3 protein-coding genes are annotated in these 3635 nt (G+C 35.8%); 1 reads left to right on the top strand and 2 read right to left on the bottom strand.

The features are described 5' to 3' along the window. Positions 1–202: 202 nt before the first annotated feature. Both F6K13_RS23675 and F6K13_RS23670 read right to left on the bottom strand, forming a co-directional pair. A complete protein-coding gene (locus tag F6K13_RS23675) occupies positions 203–1063 on the bottom strand; it encodes an alpha/beta fold hydrolase (RefSeq protein WP_287244009.1) in 861 nt (286 codons plus the stop codon). Between the two features lie 68 nt (positions 1064–1131). After that, positions 1132–1584 carry an NUDIX domain-containing protein gene (locus F6K13_RS23670; RefSeq protein WP_124146123.1) on the bottom strand — a complete coding sequence of 151 codons (453 nt, stop codon included), beginning with the start codon at positions 1582–1584 and terminating at the stop codon, positions 1132–1134. Positions 1585–2140: 556 nt separating this feature from the next. Here F6K13_RS23670 and F6K13_RS23665 point away from each other — a divergent pair. After that, the coding region (locus tag F6K13_RS23665) for an NADH-quinone oxidoreductase subunit M (RefSeq protein ID WP_287288580.1) at positions 2141–3635 on the top strand (1495 nt) is incomplete at its 3' end.

Here is a 3635-nt window from a genome sequence, read left to right as displayed (position 1 = left end):
TTATCAAGTTTTATTTTCAGGATTGAATATTTCTACTGAACGTTCCACATATTCAATGGTGCGTTACGACAGATACTAAAATGGCTCTAGCAACTCAAATTGTAGCTGTCTAACGCACCCTACTAGACTAATGGCTAGCCATGAAACAACTCATCTTCAGCAATTAGTAGCAGCCTTAAAAAAGATTGACTCTCATTAACAATTATCTTTCTTCATTACCTAAAAATACGCGAATTTCTTCTACAACTACATCCGGCATTTGTTCCGGTAAATTATCACCGCCAGAATTAATTAAATGAAGTTTCGCCATCGGCAATAAATCCGCATAAAATTTACTCATAGATAAAGCAATCTTCGTATCTTTATAACCTTGTAAAATCAACGTTTTTACTTTCAAAAAAGCCAATTCTGCTGTCAATAACTCAGCTTGAATTTCTGTCCACCTACGTCGAAATAAAATTTTAGTTCCGGTTGAAGAAAGTAATAATTTTTGTCGAAATTGTAGAATATTCTTAATTTTTGTGTGAGCGCCTAATAACCTAACAAAAGGATATATTAATTGTAAAACCCAACACAAAAAAGAAGGTTTTTGAATTAAGAATCTAAATAACCGCCAACGTGCTTTAACAGCAGCAAGGTTAATTCCTTCAGGAGATATTAATATCACGCCCAATAATTGTTCAGAATATTTGAGAGCATAACTAGCAGCTATCCAACCTCCTAAAGAGTGGGCAACTAAATATACTTTCTCCAATTTCAAAGTAGCTATATATTCAGCCAAAGATTCTACTATTTGATTGATAGAGTAATGAGTAGAAGAAAATTCTGACTCACCAAACCCTGGTAAATCTGGTGCAAAACAATGGTAATCTAGACTCAACCGCTCCATCACTGGTAACCACTGACTACTGTTATACCAAGACCCATGTAGAAAAACTACATTATTTGAATTACCACCAATTTCACGCCAAAACAATAGTCCACCAGACAACTTGATACGAGAATTACGCCATAAAAAGTGCATAACTATGGAATTATAAAATTTAACAGATATCTCACCCAAATTTATATATTCAAGTGAAAATACCTTCAAATAATCCTTTTTTAATGTGAGATTATAGAATCACGAAATTAAGCTAAAATTGTCAAACCAGTAAAATAATCCTTTAATTGTAGGTCGTAGTCGTAGCTAAGATTATCCGGCAAAGATGTAACTTCAAAAGCTTGAACATCACTAATTTCCAAAGTATCTTGAACATTCATATTTCCCCGAACATCAGCCTCAACCAAAATATTAATAGAATGTACTCTAGGGTCTCGATCTGGTGCAGAATATACTCCCACTAATCTACGAATTTTAACTAACTCTAATCCTGTTTCTTCAAATAATTCCCTTTTCACAGTAGTTGTAACATCTTCACCCCATTCCACCATACCTCCTGGTAGAGCATATTTATTATTATCACGGCGACGAACTAAAACTATCCGGCCATCAGGCAAAATTGGGACTACACTAACACCTGTCAGAGGATGGCGGAAAATTAAGCCAAGTACAGTTTGTCCAACTTGCCATAATTGACGTATGGGCTGAGGAATCAAAACTAAAATAGAAAGCACTTTCAATAATTATTTTTGTAGTTTTTTTTGATTTAGGAGCAAATAAAAAGTTAATTTACAAGCTGATATTGCAGATTTTTTTACCTAATAAAGTAAAATTTTTTGCAATTTTTACTAAACACCTTAACTAGCTATCAGCATTTTCCGTACCGAAACGCTTTTTAACTAGGAATGCAGGATTAAGTATTAAGAATAAAAAAATTATTATTACAATTCCTAATTAATATTTCTTGAAAACTATTCTCTCGCTTCCTAACTAAAAGCTTAGTAAAATATAGGACATATTGTAATATCCTATTAAGTAATTTGCACTTAAATCAATTTCTCAGAGACTGTTTGTCAACAAAAGATTAAGTAGGGTGTGTGACGGCACGCTTACCATTTCTGGAATAATGATCGGTTTTACACTTCACGCACCGCGTGCTGTGGGATGGTACATTACGTGACACTAACGCACCCTACGTGATTTAATATTCATTTTACAAACACTCTCTCAATTCCCATCAAAGGAAAATATTAATAAATGCTTAACGGTCTGCTCTTAGTGCCATTAATAGGTGCCGCTATCATTGGTTTTTGGCCAAGCACTTTCTCGCCAAAATTAGCCAGGCAAATCGCTCTAGTTGTGGCCATAATTAGTTTCGTATGGTCTTTAGTACTACTGACTGAATTTAACCCACAAGATCCAAATCTACAATTTGTAGTTTTAGTACCTTGGATAGACTCCCTGGGATTAAATTACTCCCTTGGCATAGATGGTTTATCTATGCCATTAGTAGTATTAAATGGCCTGTTAACTGCTATTGCTATTTACGCCACAGACAAGTCAATCAAAAGACCCCGTTTTTATTACTCCCTAATATTGTTGCTAGCAGTCAGCGTATTTGGAGCTTTTCTTGCTCAAGACCTACTACTATTTTTTATCTTCTATGAACTAGAGCTAATTCCTCTATACCTATTAATAGCAATTTGGGGAGGACCAAGACGGGGTTACGCATCCACAAAATTTCTGATTTACACAGCAATTTCAGGAATTTTAGTCCTAGCTGGGTTCCTAGGAGTAGCGTGGTTAAGTGGCTCATCTAATTTCGCTTACGACCAAGTAGTTGCCCATACCCTACCTTTAGGAACTCAACTATTATTATTAGGAGCAATAGTCATCGGGTTTGGCATTAAAATTCCTCTAGTTCCCTTCCATACATGGCTACCCGATGCTCACGTTGAAGCTTCCACACCTATCTCCGTACTTTTAGCAGGAGTGCTTTTGAAACTAGGGACTTACGGTTTACTGAGATTTGGATTAAATATGTTCTCAGAAGCTTGGGTATATATTTCTCCATGGTTAGCAATATGGGCAGTAGTCAGCGTACTTTATGGTTCATTTAATGCTATTGTCCAAAAAGACATGAAAAAAATGGTAGCCTATAGTTCCGTTGGTCACATGGGTTATATTCTATTAGCAAGTGCTGCAGCAACTCCCCTCAGTATTTTGGGAACAGTATTTCAAATGATTAGCCATGGTCTAATTTCAGCCCTACTATTTTTATTAGTGGGAGTAGTTTACAAAAAAGCTGGCACTCGCGACATAGATATATTGCGTGGTTTATTAAACCCAGAACAAGGTTTACCATTGATTGGTAGTTTGATGATTTTAGGAGTAATGGCAAGTGCTGGTATTCCAGGAATGGTTGGATTTATTTCCGAATTTTTAGTATTTAGAGGCAGTTTCAGCGTGTTTACAGTTCCCACTCTTCTTTGTATGATCGGAACAGGGTTAACATCAGCCTATTTTTTGCTGTTAGCGAACCGAGTATTTTTTGGTAGGTTATCTGAAACAGTTGTGAATTTGTCTCCTGTAGAATGGTCAGATAGAATACCAGCCATTATCTTGATAATTTTGATAGTTATTCTGGGAATACAACCAAATTGGATGTTGCGTTGGACTGAAACTGAAGCAAATACAATGAGCGCAGGTCAACCTATGTTGTCACAGGTAGTTAAAAAGTCAGCGATCAATC

The sequence above is a fragment of the Okeania sp. SIO2B9 genome, assembly GCF_010672505.1.
Lineage (GTDB): Bacteria > Cyanobacteriota > Cyanobacteriia > Cyanobacteriales > Microcoleaceae > Okeania > Okeania hirsuta.
Note: the sequence above shows the minus strand (reverse complement) of the source record. Positions and strands in the feature narration are given on the sequence as shown.